Here is a 17,135-nt window from a genome sequence, read left to right as displayed (position 1 = left end):
TTTATTTACTAATATCAAATTGTATATCATCTCCAGATGCTTTATTAGTTGTATTTGCCTTTGTATCAAATTTTAAATTTAAAGATGAACTATTTGTTAAACGTGAAAAAGCTTTCAAAGGTACAAATAAACTGGCTTCTGATGTAGCATGTGATGGAGCATTACTTAACATTGGTGTTCCTATATCTTTAAACGGAGTACTTTCAAAAGTAAATTTTTTGCCCATCGGTGTCCATTCTTTAACACCGAAAGAACCTGATACTCCATTAGTCTGAATTCCTGGTGCAAAAGTTTCTGTTGTAAATCTTGCATTAGCATTTACTCCGGTAATCTCACTTTTGCCACTTATTAATTTTCCATCAGCTCCTGTATTTTCTACATTCATGCTATAATTCACTCGAGTTGTGTTATTAAAGACAACAAGATTAAGAGTTGCACGAGGTTTTTTATACCCATCCTCTCCAAGTGTACCAAAAGCCTCTATTGAATTGTATTTTATTATTTTTGATTTCGGTATATTCATGTTCTTTTGAACTTGTGCTGTTGTTGCACCAATATTAGTCCATTTAGATCCGTTAGTATCAGTAAATCCTTTTGATTTGTTATCAAACCAAACAACACGACCGCCTGCACCTTTAAACCAATCTTCTCCCTGCCTTCCATCTGGATCAACCAAATTGACTGGATTATTATAACAATATCCATACGCATCCATTGTTTGTTCCGCTAATGGATCTACCGAAACAAATATACTCCATTTCGGATCATAATACCTGGCTCCATAATAGTAATTCCCTGTTTCTTCATCCAATTCCTTACCATTAAACTTAAACGGGCTGTTGAATGAATTGGTATGTTCATCTACCAAAGTTTCACCAAAAGGCAGGTATTCCATATGTTGGCTTACTATTCCAGCTGCATTGGTGATATAACTGGAGCTTCCTAAATGGTCAGGATGAAAATAATAAGTATTCAGGTCATTTGGATCATGATAGAATTTCGTAATTTCTCCTTCTATCACCGGCACAAGGTCAGGATTGCTTAATCCAAATTTAGTGTATATTCCCGTTAACGCAATTCCGGCACTGTCTACTTTGGCCGTGCTTAATGCGCGTATTTGAGAATCGCTTATATTAAGCTGGGCTGCCGGTAAAAAGTTACCCGGATAAACTCCCATTTCCTTGCAGGTACCCGTCTTGGCACTTATTCGCTCATTGCCAACATAGTAATGCTTTGTATAGGTCATGACATCTACCCTGTCGCCTGTAAACGAATGTCGTACTTTACCCATCAAAAGACCACTCGGATAAATCATGATGTTGTCTTTTGAATTTTGGGCCGCTTTTTTGGCATTCGAAAAAATGTCCATACGATCCATATTGTATCGTATTATACGATCACCACCCGAATAGGAATAAACAGCTATCGGATGATCGGTGGTTTCATCCGGTTTTAAATTTACTCCCATCAATCGGTTTTCTTCGTCCCAAAGGTTTTTACGAAGGCTTGTTTTTAGCTCGCCTACTTTTTCCTTTATTTCAAGCTGATTACCATTGGCATCGTATAGAACTTCTTTTCGCTTTATACGTGGGTCTTCCGGTTGCAGACCACCTTCCCATGAAGGAGATTCTATAATAGTTCTTGGTGCATGTGGTTGCAGGTAGCCATAGCCATTTCCTGCAACAAAAGCTCCTTTGCCATAATCCGAGTAATCCAATATGTAACTGTTTTTATATACAGGTGCCTTATGCGTTGCAGGAGTATTATAACCATCTGTTAGTAATTGTCTTTGTGACTGTGTTTTTTTCTTAATGGTATGATCTAAATTATACTCCATAGTAAGCTCATACTCCTGTCTTAAAAAGGGCGTAGAAATATCATTAGAACCAGTATAATTACCTTTTGCGGTAATAAGGCGGTTGTATGCATCATAAGTATAGGTATGGTTTACCGGACCTCCTATCTGACCTGAAAGCGGAAGGCTGTTGTGTGGCTGATCCGTAACTATACCCGTTATATTGGAAATTGCGTCATATTCATAGTTCTTGGTTATCGAAAAATCTACAAAGTCGTTTGACAGCATATTCATCCTGCGTCTTATGTCATAGCTATAGCTGGTTTTTGTTCCATTGCCATGAATAATCAGATTACGCTCTCCATAATCGTTATAAGTAATGGAAGTCAATATAGGCTTAAGATCCGGTATATCATCTATTTTACTATCAATAGAGTGTAACGTTCCGCCTATGTTATAATTATAACTAACAACTTCCCTGTCAGGATATGTAATTTCCTGAACCCTGTTCCAGCTGTCATATTTCCATTCTGTTAAAAACCAATACGATTGGTAGCCGGCAACTGCAACCGAACGCAAATTACTGATTACCTCACCCATTCGCCCATAGCCAAAAACCTGAATACCCGTAGCGTCTTCCTGATACAATAAACGACCTATCGCTTTTCCGTCTACTGCAGTAGCATCATTTGGAGAACCATAGGTGTATTTTACTCCATTTAACGGATTTTGAGGATAGGTTATCTTGACAAGCCTACCAAAATCATAGTCGTACTTAATTTTAAGTCCTCCGGCAAGAAGCAGATTTGAATTGCTCTGTTCTATCATGTTGCCAGATTTGTCATATTTAAAAGTAACAACGCCACGATCCGGATGCTGCATTTCCGTTTTCCGGCCTGCGAGGTCGTATATATTACCTGTAATAAATCCGGCATTATTGATAACATGGGTTAATTCATTAATCGCATTATATTCAAGTTTTGTCGTGATTTCACCATTCTGAACTGTTTTTCTCTGACGTCCCCTTATGTCTGTATAGGTGTCATTTCTTTGAGAAAGTTCATTGACTGTTTTCTGGACAAATAAATTTCCTTCAATACCATAGCTAATGCTGGAACTTAGACTTTCACCCGGCTGTCTGATCTCTGTTACCCTATCCTTAGCATCATAGGCCATTTCTACCGGTTCCGGTAATGACGACGGACTGATAGCATAATAAGTTGTTGCATTTTGAAGGTTATACGGATCTCCTGCCGGCGAATATGAATTTTCAACTGCTGGCAAATAACTCTTAAGCGTACGACCAAAGGCATCTTTTGTTTCAAAACCGCTAATCATCCATTTAAGATTATCGGACAAATGCGTTTTTTTCAGCTGTACCGCTTCTCCAAAACCATCTACTATGCTTATTGTTAACAAATGATTCGTGCTTTCTGTGCTATAAAGCGGGGCGTATTCCGGATCAAAATGTCGGGTAACGGCATAATGTTGGGAGTTTACCGGCTGGTTTCCGCCCGGATTAATCGCTAAAAATTGGTTCTGGGCGATTAGCATATATTCCGTAGGATGTAATTTCCCAATGATAGGGGCTTCTTTTTTATACTCCATACGAATGGTCCATGCACTATTGGCAGGAGTTTCAAGTGCCAGCTCATTCGGTGCAGTAACTTCAACTATTCTTCCTCTGTTATCTATTCGGGTACGCATGGACTGACCGTTTTTATCAGTAGTAAACACCGGAATCCCAAACAGATAATTATAATTTGTCGTTGAAGTTTCGCCAAAAGAATTACCAAAGTCTGTTGGGTAAGTATTTACAACATCGTCATAGCTTATCGTCTTGACATAATGGTCGCCCTGCGCATTTTTATTATCCAGTTCATTTACCTTAAACAAATTCCCGAAAGTATCATATTCAAAACTTACATTATTATTTTCATTCAGATTGAGTTTAGTCGTAATCTGTTCCAATTTGCCATAAGCATTATAGGAAGCCGTCCTTTGACGGAATAACTTGTTGTCACTGTTTTTATAAACGGATATATTTTTAGGAAAACCTATACTATTTTCAAGACCCGGAATCGAGGCATGGTATTCAATTACACTTCTATAGGCATCATTTACACCTTCTCCTTTATCAATAAAAATTGTGAGATTTCCACGGTTGTCATAATTTACAAATTCCTTAACTGCCTCCAGCTTGTTACTGCCTTCGTAGGAAGTTGAAGTCGTTTTTGCTACAGCTACCAATAATCTGGACTGGTCCAGCAAGGCATTACTGTTGTATATCACATTAGATTGCAGGAAATTAGTTTCTGCTGTTGCATTCATATTAACAACAGGAGTGTCCGGATCAAGCAAATTAAATAATTTCTGCTCCTCAGATAGTTTCTGACCTGATTGATCATAAACAATACTTCCTTTTTCTATTCCGCTTAAGTAATAATTTTCGTTATGGTATGATTTTACCACCGTGCGATAGGCAGTACCTAACGCGGCAGGGTCGATCTGTTTTAATGTAACCGTACCGTAGCCTAAAAATTCGCGTTCTCTTCTGTCGTGTTTTGGATTAGTATAAGAAATTACGGCCAGACTTTTATCAGTTTTGTATGCATTATCGTCTATAAAACCATCATGAGTCTCAATTTTGGTTACTACCCACTTGCTTTGAGGCATGTCATAGGTGTTTCCATTTCTGTTATAATCGACACTCCAGCTTCCTCCTAACGGAGTATTTACTTTTTTAAGTAAATATGTCTTTCCTATAGTGTTTAAGTTAACGGATATATTACTATTATTGGTAGAGCTCCCCCTACTTATTACATCAGGCAATCCGTCTCCATTTATGTCCTGGATTGTCCTGATTTTTTCATTATAGCTTGCATTGGCTGCTGCGGAACCTGTGAATACAAATTTCAGATTAAGGAAAGTTATGCCAAAACCGTAGGTATAAGCTGCAAAAACATTACCTGAAATGCTTTTATCTTCTTCTGCCTTGTCACTATCATGAAAAATTTTCATTTCTGTATCAAATCCATTACCTGTATTTAAATAATAGCTATACTTTCCATCTCTACTGATAAGCAAGTCCGGTAATCCATCTCCGTTTACATCAATAATCATAGTATTGACATTTGCCGTGCTTGACGCTGATCCAAAGCCAAAAGCAAATGATTTGCCTACTGAAAAATCCGGATTTGCACTAACGCTGTTTTTTCTGCTACTTGCTATAAGATAGAAATAACCGCTCCCCCATACTATCACATCACTAAATCCATAACCGGTATTAAGCCATACCTCAACACTCGCATCAGCAACTCCTGGAATACCGCTTCCCTTATTGACCCTTACTTTATCAAGTAGTCCGTCACCATTCATATCGGCCCATAACTTTGAGTTCTGTGATGTTCCTTCACTTTTGTTTATACCTGAAGTAACATTTGTGTTGGTACTATTAGTACTCGGACTTGAGGCTGTAGAACCCGTTGAACCACCTGTTGGAGCCGGTGAGCCTCCTGTTGCACCTGTTGCGCCTGCTGTTGCACCTGCTGTACTATCTGCTGCACCTGTTGAAGCTGGTGTACTGGTTTTAGGTTTTTTATCTGTCTCTGCTCTTTCAGTAGAACTAGGCTTGAAACAAGCAATTGTTGCACCGGCAGTAAAATCATTGCTATCGTCACCAGACACAAAATGGTCTGTATTATCCACTGAAGTAGCTAACAGCATACCCAACATATTTGTATACTGAATTTTACCTTTGGTGATAAGATCAGGATAACTATCTCCGTTAAGATCTAAATATTGAGTTATCACATTTGAAGTAGCTTCACTCTGTGTTCCATTAGCTCCAAGAATACCGATGCCAACATTACCCGACACTGAAGTTCCTTTAGATTCTGAGATTTGTCTCATACCTAAAAACACTCCCGCCCCTGGTGATACCAAAGATTGAGGGTCGATATATACGTCATAAAGATTTCCCTCTCCAAAACGACCAAGAGTAGCCGTTAACTTATCATCTTTATATCCATATGTCCCGTTAACGATTGTATTACTTGCATATTTATTGTTCTGATTTTGAGAATCATAATATATATATCGAATAGCATTGTCGCCAATAGACATTTCATTAGGGTCTTGATCAAAGTTAATATTCCCATTGCCTGCCTGTATTGTTTCATTAAATAAGTTTAATTCAATCGGGCCATCAAAATAAGTCAGATCGCTCAAATTTGGGATATTTCCTTGATTATCGCGTTGGAACTTTATACCTCCATTATAGAGGAATTGTCCCCAACCTCTATAAGTAATCCCATATGTCTGAGGTTTTATAGCCATAAAAGGCCTTTTCAATGTAATTCCACTAAATGAGTATCCGCCTATATCAGGATGCAGTTTTAGACTTATGTTGACACTATTATTGGCTAACCTTGTATCATTTATATAAAATGCCGAATAGATTTTGCCACCGCTGCTAACAATATCTTTTATTGTTTGTTTACTTATATCAAATTTACTGTCAACGGCAGGGATAACAATATGATATGGGTTTTCTGAACGGGTATAGAAGTAATTACCATTGATGTCTTTATATACATAAAATCTTTTGGCATTTAACACTTTAACAATGCCGCCTATTTCTCCTTTAGTAACCCAGTTTATTTGTACTGGAAATTGGTTATCTTCTAATTCGTTTAATTGTGGTTCATGATCAAACAGATTATGGCTCATTTGCATAAATGCAGTGTGCGCATCAGCCGGATAATCAATTACAGGTTCTATCAGCAAATCATTGTCTATCCAATATCTTGCCTGATTTATATTATCATCAAAAGCCATGTAGTCAACGCCCGGATAATAAATTTTTGAATCACTATCTGTATAAAATGGCTTCCATTTAATGGCGCCCCAGTCTACATTAGAATTACTTTCGACATAAAAAAAGAATACGTCTTTATAACCTTGAGGCGGACTTATGTAATCTGAAAAAGGAGCGCTACCACCTGAATAATCATTATTCAGATGATTATAGCTCACAGTCCAGGTATTCAAAATTGTTTCTGTACCCTCTTCCAGGTTTATTCGTTTCTTTTTAATAATAAATCTTAAATCATCTGTTGGAAGTACCGTAAAAGAAGGCAAATTATAATTTATAGTAATGCTTCCGTTTTTGATTTGTTCCATGCCGTCATTATTGATTATAAAATCCTGCTGAGCATCATAAATATGGATTTTTTTACCATTATCATCATTGCCTGTACTTAAAGGCAATACGCTGGTATTGGTATAGACTATTCTTGGATTCCACTCTATTTCACCTCCATAGCCATAATCCTTATTATGTATTCTAAAAAACAGCTTATCTCCTTTATTAACTGCCAAACCATCATAACTAATTGTGTTTGTCTGGTTTTTGTTGATCAGATTACTTGTAAGCAGGACTTCTGCAGAATTTCCCATCTGCGGAGTACCGCGCTCAACTGTCAATCGAAATGTATTTTCTTTATTATCCTGAACATTCTTGTCAATCAATGTCGCAAGGCTTTCTATATTTACAGTACCTTGATAAGGAGCCTGCCATACTTTAACATGATCAAACTGGGGATGTTCTTCTCTGACTTCATTCAATGTTTGTAAATTAAGTGACGAAATGAGTGATGGATCAACTGTTCCTGATGTAATTTCATTTTCAGAAAAAGTTATACTAGGTTCAAATTTCCTCATGAAATCATTACCATTCTGGGATTTATTAAACCATACTTTCCCATCTTTTACCAAATCAGGCAATCCATCTCCGTTAAAATCAGTAAAATAACTATCTGTCTCCGATGTTGTCTTACTCCAGTTTTTACCTATACCTACACTAGCCAGTTCTTTGAAACCTGCATTTAAATCGACTCCTGCGCCAGTGGTTTTTGATTTTGTTTTATTTAATTTGCTGATTCCATCTACAAGAAGTGGCTCCGCAAATCCATTTCCGGTATTGTATCTGTAAAAGATACCCTCATTATTCTTGAAAATTTTATCCGGTAGTCCATCACCATTTAAATCCATAAAACTGATTCTGGCATCCTGATTGCTTTGACTGTAATTAATTGTGCCTCCTAAACTATTTCCAACACTCATTACGTTTAAGCCAATACCAACTCCTGCTCTCAATCCAAAAGAATAACCGGAAGATACAGATGTTCCCAAAAGCGAACCATTAGGAACCAAGCCCTGAGTTACTCCGGATAAATCTTGTAATGGAGAAGAAAAGTTGTCATTACCTCCAGACCAAGGTGTTGATTCAGTTGATATTATATTGGTATTTGCATAATCATGTTCCTTATAATATTCGAGTGAATTGCTGTAGAATACCGAACCATTTGTGTCAAACTCCGAAATTCTTACAAGCTGTTGTTTCTGAAATTCTTTTTGTTCATAATCAAAACGATAGGACCGTATTCTATCTATTTCTCCTTGTTTAAACAATGAAATATGCACTTCTGTCAAAACATCATCAATGATCTGAATATATCCATTGCGGGCATTTACCATAACATCTTTTCTTGCTACAGTTGCATTGCTTACTACAATTTCATTATTTATATCGTTCAAATTGGTGGTGTACTCATTCCTCTTAAAATCGACTTCATAATAGTTACTTAAATTGGCATGTTGGGTATATCTTATTTTATCAATATAAAATTCCTGGCCTCTAACGGTAGAACTGCCAATTTGCTTTTCATTTTTAGTGTAAGTATATTCTATAAAGTTTCCGTATGAATCTTGCACTCTGGTAATTGCCCAATATGCAATATTTCCGCCCACTAGACCATTTGAGGTAATTATTGCATTCGTATTAAGTCCTGTTTGCGTATGGCCTCCATAAAATGTTTTATTTCCTGTCTTGTCCGTAACTTCCCACCAATAGTTAGAAGGATTTGAACCATGACGGACAATTTTTTGATAGCTTCCTTCTTTTCTTTGGTAAAATACCCTCTCTCCTTCTCTTGCTATAGTAGCCTGTCGGTGAGGATTGGTGTAGGTTGTTCCGTTTTTAAGTACCAGATCAGCTCCGTTGAGTGAATACAATTCAGATTCATAACTTCCGTTAAATGTTGGCGCTCCCCACTTTGTATTGAGGCTAATGCCCGGTATTGATAAACCCCAGCCAATTCCCATCCAGCCATTGCCTCCTTCGCTGCTGTAATTAACATCCAGAGAAGGCTGCATTCCGTTTCTTCCCTGCGGAAGTTTTAAGGGAAAACTCGTTGTTACAGTTCCAACACTATTCGGACTAGGAGGCTGAATACTAACTATGCCTTCTGCCGGATTGGCATATTTCATATCAGAAATCATCGTTGGTGCAAAATCTCCAGTTTCAGGAGAATCAGGCACTTTAATAACCCCATTAATATAATCCGTATCACTACTATAAACGGTAGAGATTATTTCTTCATTTTCAAGGTCTAAGCTATCAACTTCGAGGGCTTTCCAGCTGCGGTGGTTTTTATCAAAGTAAAAAGTCTTTATATCACGGGCCGTATATCCATCCGGCAATTCCTTTGCATCATATTTTATATGAAGCTGCATAGGAACGCTGTCTAAAATATTACGCTTTTTTACTCTATAGGCCGAATATGTTCCTGCAGTAACATTTTCAATATCATCATTTAATGTTTTTATGTCTTTAAACTTTAAACCTTCAATAACCAAATGTCCATTTCCATTGAGTAATTGCTTGTTTTCAATATTTATTTTTATGTCATTATAAACAATTGGTTGAGAAGCAAAATCGCTCATTGAATACAATTTTGCCGTATTTTCTAATACCGATTCTGTAAATTGATACACTGCATTATTTTGCTGATATACGACCGGGAAACTAGCTGTATTCTTTTTAGTATCCTTGCCTGTATAATATACTTTTACTTCTTTTAAATCTTTAGAAGCGTTATTTAGTATGTATTCAAAAACTCCGTTATTAACCGGAACTATTTCTCCCATAATTTCAACACTCTTTATCTCCGGGCTAGAAACTGTACCCGATAAATAAAGGCTTCCGTTAAAATTTAAAAGTGTTTTGTTGAGGTGTATAACTTTAGCACTTTTTTCTTTTAATTCAATTCTCAGGTTTTTAATTTTATACTGATAGGTTTCTTTTACTCTTCGATTAAAAAAGATTTCATTACTACCAGATTTTAACTGGATAGTTGACAAATCTTCTCGAACTGGCAACCATTTATTGGTTATCGAAACTATTTTCCCTCCATAAGATGGGTAGCCGTTAATACTTTTTGTGGTATGAGAAGCATCTGCCACACCATACAATTCATAAACTAATGTAGCCTCATAGTTTTCTGTATCAATATAGTCCGGAATATGTACTGTAAAAAAGTTGTCATACGGATTTTCACCTTCTGATTCGAAAGCCTTACCAATGGTTCCGTTTTTCTCAGTTGCATAGAAAACGGCAGCTGTTTTTTCAGATTTACTATGGGTTGGCGATGCTGCATGGTTATATGCATTTGTAGTAGCTTCATCACTAGCTGTTTCTCTACTATCATATTGATAATTCCTCTCATTGGCCTTAGCCGCATTTCTCATATTAAGATGACTTACCACCATTTCCTGCAAAGGCTGTCCAAAAACAACCAAATTGCTCAAAACAGAGCTAAACAATACTTTTACTGTTAGAGAATTTCTCAAGCTTTTAAAATGTTTTGCTCCCATAGTTATTTGATGATGATTTTGTCCGTTAATTGAGTTCCATTATTGGTTTTAGTGTAGATTAAGTACATCCCTGCTGTTGAAAGAGAAAAAGGTACCGTATAGGTTGATTTTCCTGAAATTGATTGCTTATGGAGTATGGCTCCGGTAGGACTAAAAATTTCAATTGTTCCTGAAAACACCTCACTTGAAGTTACTTCATAATAGAAAGTAGCACCCGATTCGCTTGGATTTGGATATACTTTGGCATTAATAAATTTTGGATCTTTTTCAGGTTCTGCCTTTACATCATCTTTTACTCGGGTAGTAAAAGAGGTATCGGTACTTATTATTCCTCCATACTTAGTCATTCCAAAGAATTCAGTAACCTCACATCCTGTCTGTAGGTTTTTAATTTTCACCTGAAATTCATTGTATCCACTTGCATTTAACGGAAAAGCAACTTCATCAATTACTGTTTGTACCGTAGACGAATAGATATTCATTGAATTTCCGTTCATAAACCACTCATAAGAAACATTTGGGTTTGTTACCAAAGCTCCTGCATCTAAAATTATATTTTCGCAAGAGAATGTGCGATAAGACGAAGAATAATTGTATCCGTAGTCTGTACAATTTTGTTGTAGCTGGGCTGTTAAATTCAACTGCATTCCTCCCAGATCTTGTACCATTACAGTAGTTGTGAAAACTTCACCATTGATATCTGTAGTTGTTATTGTACGCAAGCCGAAATCAATGTCAGAAAAAACAAAATTTTCTGTATTATGCACCTGATAGACCGTTTGACCCGATCCTGTAATAACAGTTGTAAAAGGCGCTATTCCTCCATTTAAATGAAGGGAAATCACTCCTGATGGATTTTGGCAATCTACTATTTGTGTTGCAGTACCTGAAAATTGATAACTGATTAAAATCGTATCCGTTTTCTCACACATATGATTTCCGCTCAGAACTTTTACTGTATATTCTCCTGGCTTGTCTACCGTTAAAGTAGCTCCATAATACTCTAAAAGTACATTATTGCGATACCATTTATAAGTAGCCTGGGGATCACTTACATTCTGGCCTGCGTTCAGTGTAATTTGCTGTAAATTGGCACTCAGTACCTGATCAGGTCCCAAATCAAGATTCATTTGAGGCGATACAACCGGTACGCTAATTTGTCGTTCATATCCTGAAGAATCTACAACCCTTACCGTATAGGTGTCTGGAGCATTTACATTAAATGAAAGTGTTTGTCCTTGAACACCAAAACCCTGGACATAACCATTTGTATTGCTAACTGTTACTTCAAATGGTGCATTCCCACCTGTTATGACAGCCACTGCTTTTAATTTATCATTATCACAGTTTGGATCAAATCGTACCTGTACAATCATTTTTGGCCCTATTCCAAAAGTAAACTGATCATAAATACTCTTGTCCTTATCAAAATTAAAACGGGAAACATGTATATAATTTCCTGTTAGATCTGTACTAGTATCATAATAGTCGACATATTGGCTGGTAAAACTAGAAACCTGGGTATTCTTTGCAAATTTATCATGAAGCATCCAAACCCTTAGCGATTGATCATTTTTCAAAGGTACTATCATTGCTTTAGGCAACTTTAGTTTTAAAAACATAGGAAATTCCGATGTAGTAGTTCCGGTACTTTGCGCCAACCATTTTCTTCTTAATACTCGTACATCGTGAGCATTCACCTCCAACAAAGTATCAGGCGTACCATTATCTCCAAAAACAATAAAGTGGTTGTTAGGAATACTTACTGTTTCCTGTTTAATAACATTATTTTCGCGTATTGGAGAAACAGCCACTACTAAATAATCCTTATTGTGTGAACTTTCACTCTGTAGCTGGTTCAGTGCTGAAATATCGTCCCGCCCGATACCAAAAATACGATTACTGAATTTTAAGTTTTTTTCACTCCAGTATACTAAATTTTTGGAGTTTCTATAGGGTTTAGACATCTCTAAAGTTAACCCATATTTTAAGGCAAGATAGGACTCAACCCTACTCCTTTCATTAGCACTAAGCTCAAAAGGAAAAGAAATAAATTCTGGAAAACTACCGGCATAATGCAAGGCATCGGTTAATTCGTTGGTAAAGCTTTTTCCTATAAAAAAAGTACTTTCCCCTTCTTTTCCATAGCTTTTAAATTTTTTATCACTCTGGTACATATTCCAATGATAAAAACTAATACTTGCAGGATTTGTAGGTTCATAAGGTACTAACCGTTTATTAAAATAGGTATTAGTTGCAGCCAGATCAAAACGATTCTTTACAAGAGAATCCGTCTGTGGCAAGTTGGCAAGCAGTTCGTTCCAATTTACGGTTAAGTGTGAAAAATTTGTGCCGTTTTCTTTGGGTTCGCCTACAAAAAAAATATTACGAGCTGTAGTAATTTCTAAAGCTGTGTTATAGGATAGACATAACTGTTCAGCATCTATTGAAGGATTAAAATTAAAAAAGCCTTTATTGTTGCCGTAAGGCTGGCATTGTAGTATTTTAATTTCTGCATTACTATGATTTTGAAAAATCTGTGCATCTAACTGCTCATGATGTACTATATACCATGCTTCTGCCCCTGCTACTCCTCCTGGAAAATATTGTTGTGAAAAAGCAGTGATAGTAAATAAAAAAAATAGTAACTGGAAGATAATTTTTTTTTCCATATAGCTTAATTGATTAATATTGTTATTTAGATAAATAATCCTTTTATAAAACTATATGGCGACAAAAAATTAGAATAACTATGTAAATTTTTTCTGATTAATAAAAAATTAAATATCTGAAAATTAGCACCTAATATAGACACCCAAAAATCACAATTAACATTTTTTTAACAAACTGATAAACCTATAATAACAACAGCTATCCAGAGCATTTTAATATGCATGCATAATTAAAATGCTCTGGATAAAATTAATTTTACTTAAAAAAATAGTGAGAAAAGAGCTACCAAGTCCTAAATTAATATAAGGATACTCTTATAAAACCAAAATTAAAAACACTGGATTTTGGAAATTAAAAATCACGATCTATTTCATTGGAATTGAAAAATGCAAACATTTTTGGGTAATGTATCAAGTTTAATGATACAATAATTATCAATATTTAACAATCTGTAATTACTAAAAGGTTAATAGGAAAAAATGATAGAACATTTTCTTATTACAAAAAACTAAACAGTTATAAAAAACGGAACTACTAATATTCTGAAGGCTTAAAAAAGCAAAGGCAACCCAAAGGCTGCCTTTACTTTTTTTAGAACTCTCAATTCAAATGATATCAAATAGGGATCCATTTAAATAATTCAGAAACTAATCCGCTTTTCTTATTTACCCGTTACTAACTTTGCCACAACTTCTTTCTTTTCATTATCAAGCATAAGGCTGTTGTTTTCTATACGGTAGCTTTTTACCTGTTTGAATGCTTTAAAGAACTCAGATTCGATACCTAGATTTGGACAGGCCATCATAGTAGCTCCACCTTCAGACAATTCTATATTGTTAGCATCTTTTAATTTATAGCTGCCCGAAAAATTGTTACAGCCTCCATTTCCGGTCATTTTACCCGTTTCTTTATTAAAAATTATCAGTGGTTCTTTTTTAAAGGTGGTATCTAATACAATAGCTTTACCATTCAATTCCTGAAGCTTCCATTCTTTATCAAATAGATCTATGGCCGTTGTAGCTGCAGCCGGTTGTACTTCCTCAGTAGTAACGCTTTCTTCTGCTTTACTTTCTTCTTTTTTATTACAGGCAAATGCTGCAAATGCCAATGCAATAATCAAAATGCTTTTTTTCATACTCTTTGGTTTTAATTGTTAGTAATTTTATAGGTCATTATTTGTTACTTACATCAGTATGTTATTCTTGCGGTAATCGATTTACGATCAGAAACTTTATTTTTTCAAAGCTTTTAGAGCATCCAAATATATTTTCTGTATGCTTTTTTTCTCTTCCTTTTTACTTAAGCTATCTATGGCAGGCAATAAATCTTTATTGTATTCGGTCTTTAATTTTAGTATCTCGCCCAATGCAAATGCAGAACTCCAACGTACAACAGCTCCTTCATGTTCTGTATTAATAAGTAAATGGATAATTGGAGTTTTCAGCCTCGTGCTAAACAGGTGGGCTATATTGCCTATTACTTTGGCACTTTCCCATTTTATTCTTGGTGCCTTAGAGGTAAGTGTCTCGGTTACAAAATTTAATACATTCTCATCTGCAATTTCCGGATGCTGTTTCGTAGCATATTCTATCGCTTCTATACAGGTTCCCTTTACAGGATCTTTTTGTTTTTCTGCAAAAACAATCAACTCATCAATTGGCAAAGATTTCTCCATAATCCATTTGCTGATTATTTCTGTTTTTTCTTTAGACTTTATCGTCTTATCTTTTAAAAGTTCATCGATTGTCATTTGCCTTATGTTTGTGATTATTTCACTTAAATAAACAATATATCCTAACAAATTTATTAAAAACTTACATATGATAAACATTTGTTTTTAGGACAGACAAAAGAATAAAAACAAATGTCCTAGCGATAACAGAAACATTTTTATAACTTGCGTAAAGGCTAATAGTTCAACCATGACATCCAAACAAGACACCCAAAAACGAAGCGAAGAAATTACACAAAACTATTTTCAGTTTTTGGACAGACATATAACCGATGTCGTTTTAGGCAAGACAACAGACTTTATGGAAATCAACCAGATTGCCAGCGAATTATTTATTTCACACAAGCACCTGACTGATACTATCCAACAGGAAACGGGGCATCATCCTTGCCACTTTTATGATATGAAAATTATCGATCAGGCTAAAAAAATGCTGGAAGAAACAACCCTTCCCGTCTCAGAAATTGCTAAAATACTTACCTATGATCCTTCTAATTTTTCTAAATTTTTCAAGAAATTTACTGGTCAGGCACCAGGAACATATCGGAAAAACATAAGTTAATTATCGTAAATTAGACCTTTAATACTCTGCGGCTTTGCGAGCAGATATTTTCACGCAAAGCCGCAGAGTCGCACTCTCCCTTTGCAAGAGCCATTAAACATAAAATAGAGCACTTGGTAAAACTTCCGAAAAGTTCACCATAATATAAAAGTCCACTCTTCCCACCTTTGTCATATAATTTGTAACTCATTAAACAACAAATACAATGGTAAGAAATGATTTAAAAGGAAAAGTGGTTTTGATTGCAGGTGGTGCAAAAAACCTGGGAGGTTTATTAAGTCGTGATTTTGCAGCTAAAGGAGCTAAAGTGGCAATTCATTACAATAGCAGCAATACAAAAGCCGATGCGGAAAAAACATTGGCAGAAATTCAAAATGCCGGCGGAACAGCTTTTTTATTTCAGGGAGATTTGACAAAAGTGGAAAATATCAAAAAACTTTTTGAAGAAACAAAAACAAAATTCGGAGGCATTGACATTGCTATCAATACGGTAGGAATGGTACTGAAAAAACCTTTTTTGGATACAACAGAAGCAGAATATGATACTATGTTCGATATCAATTCAAAAGTGGCTTATTTCTTTATACAGGAAGCAGGGAAAAATCTGAATGATAATGGTAAAATCTGCACGATTGTAACTTCGCTTTTGGCTGCTTATACAGGATTGTATTCGACCTATGCCGGAGCAAAAGCGCCTGTAGAGCATTTTACAAGAATGGCTTCAAAAGAATTTGGATCAAGAGGAATTTCAGTAACCGGAGTTGCTCCCGGCCCAATGGATACACCTTTTTTCTACGGACAGGAAAACGAGGATGCGGTGGCCTACCATAAATCGGCTTCTGCTTTGGGCGGCTTGACTAACATCAAAGATATCGCTCCTTTGGTTGAATTTCTGGTAACCGATGGATGGTGGATTACTGGACAAACCATCTTTGCAAACGGCGGATACACAACCCGCTAATTTCTACTAAAATATTCCTTTTTTCGGGAATCAATCATAAACTCTGGCTATACTTCTTTTCAAAAAAATTGGTATAGTCAGAGTTTTTTATTTAAAAACAATTGAAGCATTTTATCATTTGAAATCAAATATTTCTTACTAAAAAGGAATATATTCAAGAAAAAAATTACCTTTAACCTTCCAAAGCGCACCCAGGCCCTACCAAATCTTCAACAATTAAAACTTAATATTATGAATGCTTCAATTTCATCAGGCAAACTGACGCCCGTGAGCGCACAGCAGATTTTACAAATTAGTAGTGAAACCTTCAACATTATTGGCGTAACCGAACCTTCAATAATTTTGACTCCTATGGTTTCTGCCGAGGTCGATTGGACCGACAAAGGCCCTCTTTTAAATGTAAAAATGGTAATCCTTATTCCAAAAACACTTTTGGGAAAAGCTCCTATTGAACTTTTTATTGACCTGGATAATGCCCTTCCAAACGAATTAAAATTTGTGCTAAAATATGAGAGTTCCGAAAAATCTCCTAAAGAGTATCTGGCCTGGTTTATCAGCTATGCGCATGAGATAAAAAAAGGTGAAGAGCAATTCACAAGCATTAGGACATTCGTACAAGACTCGGATCCTGATGATGCAAATCCAAGAACTTCAAGAGGTACAGTAACTCACGTATTGCAAAGCTAGGAACAGA

The 17,135-nt window shown here is 35.9% G+C and carries 7 protein-coding genes; 3 read left to right on the top strand and 4 right to left on the bottom strand.

Annotated elements, in window-relative coordinates:
- Nucleotide 1: 1 nt before the first annotated feature.
- The 4 genes from ABH942_RS10930 to ABH942_RS10915 all read right to left on the bottom strand — a co-directional run bounded on the left by ABH942_RS10930 (nt 2) and on the right by ABH942_RS10915 (nt 14,936).
- Nucleotides 2-10,489: a SpvB/TcaC N-terminal domain-containing protein gene (locus ABH942_RS10930; RefSeq protein WP_370031897.1), complete on the bottom strand. Its 10,488-nt coding sequence runs from the start codon at nt 10,487-10,489 to the stop codon at nt 2-4.
- Nucleotides 10,490-10,515: 26 nt separating this feature from the next.
- Nucleotides 10,516-13,185, bottom strand: a complete 2,670-nt coding sequence (locus ABH942_RS10925) for a T9SS type A sorting domain-containing protein (protein WP_370031895.1) — start codon at nt 13,183-13,185, stop codon at nt 10,516-10,518.
- Nucleotides 13,186-13,847: 662 nt separating this feature from the next.
- Nucleotides 13,848-14,321: an META domain-containing protein gene (locus ABH942_RS10920; RefSeq protein WP_370031893.1), complete on the bottom strand. Its 474-nt coding sequence runs from the start codon at nt 14,319-14,321 to the stop codon at nt 13,848-13,850.
- A 96-nt stretch (nt 14,322-14,417) separates the two neighbouring features.
- Nucleotides 14,418-14,936, bottom strand: a complete 519-nt coding sequence (locus ABH942_RS10915; RefSeq protein WP_370031891.1) for a hypothetical protein — start codon at nt 14,934-14,936, stop codon at nt 14,418-14,420.
- A 172-nt stretch (nt 14,937-15,108) separates the two neighbouring features.
- On the opposite strand from ABH942_RS10915, the gene ABH942_RS10910 reads away from it, so the two are divergent.
- From ABH942_RS10910 to ABH942_RS10900, 3 genes are all read left to right on the top strand, one after another.
- Complete coding sequence (locus ABH942_RS10910; protein WP_370031889.1) at nt 15,109-15,480, top strand: helix-turn-helix domain-containing protein; 372 nt, start codon at nt 15,109-15,111, stop codon at nt 15,478-15,480.
- 205 nt (nt 15,481-15,685) lie between these two features.
- A complete protein-coding gene (locus tag ABH942_RS10905; protein ID WP_370031887.1) occupies nt 15,686-16,441 on the top strand; it encodes an SDR family oxidoreductase in 756 nt (251 codons plus the stop codon).
- 231 nt (nt 16,442-16,672) lie between these two features.
- Nucleotides 16,673-17,128, top strand: coding sequence for a hypothetical protein (locus ABH942_RS10900; protein ID WP_370031884.1), 456 nt, complete (start codon nt 16,673-16,675; stop codon nt 17,126-17,128).
- Nucleotides 17,129-17,135 lie beyond the last annotated feature (7 nt).

The sequence above is a fragment of the Flavobacterium sp. 28YEA47A genome, assembly GCF_041262125.1.
Classification (GTDB): Bacteria; Bacteroidota; Bacteroidia; order Flavobacteriales; family Flavobacteriaceae; genus Flavobacterium.
The sequence above is the reverse complement of the archived record's forward strand: the minus strand, read 5'-3'. Positions and strand labels throughout refer to the sequence as shown.

Excerpts from the sequence above, each read along its gene's own strand:
- ABH942_RS10910 (WP_370031889.1), top strand. The coding sequence starts at position 15,109 with ATGACATCCAAACAAGACACCCAAAAACGAAGCGAAGAAATTACACAA.
- ABH942_RS10920 (WP_370031893.1), bottom strand. The coding sequence starts at position 14,321 with ATGAAAAAAAGCATTTTGATTATTGCATTGGCATTTGCAGCATTTGCC.
- ABH942_RS10915 (WP_370031891.1), bottom strand. The coding sequence starts at position 14,936 with ATGACAATCGATGAACTTTTAAAAGATAAGACGATAAAGTCTAAAGAA.
- ABH942_RS10905 (WP_370031887.1), top strand. The coding sequence starts at position 15,686 with ATGGTAAGAAATGATTTAAAAGGAAAAGTGGTTTTGATTGCAGGTGGT.
- ABH942_RS10900 (WP_370031884.1), top strand. The coding sequence starts at position 16,673 with ATGAATGCTTCAATTTCATCAGGCAAACTGACGCCCGTGAGCGCACAG.
- ABH942_RS10925 (WP_370031895.1), bottom strand. The coding sequence starts at position 13,185 with ATGGAAAAAAAAATTATCTTCCAGTTACTATTTTTTTTATTTACTATC.